Below are 568 nucleotides of genomic sequence, written 5' to 3'. Positions count from 1 at the left end.
ATTATTAGCCGCAGTCATACAAAAACAAAAAAGCCCCACAGGAGAGAAGAATGATAGAAACCATCACCCACGGCGCCGAGTGGTTCATCGGGCTGTTTCAGAAAGGCGGAGAGGTGTTCACCGGTATGGTGACCGGCATCCTGCCCCTGCTGATAAGCCTCTTAGTGATCATGAATGCGTTGATTAACTTTATCGGCCAGCAGCGTATCGAACGCTTCGCTCAGCGCTGCGCCGGCAACCCGCTGTCCCGCTATCTTGTTCTGCCCTTCATCGGAACCTTTGTTTTCTGCAACCCGATGACCTTAAGCCTCGGCCGCTTTATGCCAGAAAAGTACAAGCCGAGTTATTACGCCGCCGCATCCTATAGCTGCCACTCCATGAACGGCCTGTTCCCGCACATCAACCCCGGCGAACTGTTTGTTTACCTCGGCATTGCCAGCGGCCTGACCACACTTGGCCTGCCGCTCGGCCCGCTGGCGGTGAGATATCTGCTGGTTGGCCTGGTCACCAACTTCTTCCGCGGCTGGGTGACGGATCTCACCACCGCCATTTTTGAGAAAAAAATGGG

General features: G+C 54.9%; 1 protein-coding gene. It reads left to right on the top strand.

Annotated elements, in window-relative coordinates:
* Window positions 1-50: 50 nt before the first annotated feature.
* On the top strand, window positions 51-568 hold a 518-nt coding region (gene srlA / locus K5E19_RS23570; RefSeq protein WP_221553349.1), incomplete at its 3' end, for a PTS glucitol/sorbitol transporter subunit IIC.

This window comes from Enterobacter sp. RIT637 (assembly GCF_019718755.1).
In the GTDB taxonomy this organism is placed as follows: Bacteria; Pseudomonadota; Gammaproteobacteria; order Enterobacterales; family Enterobacteriaceae; genus Enterobacter.
Note: the sequence above shows the minus strand (reverse complement) of the source record. Positions and strands in the feature narration are given on the sequence as shown.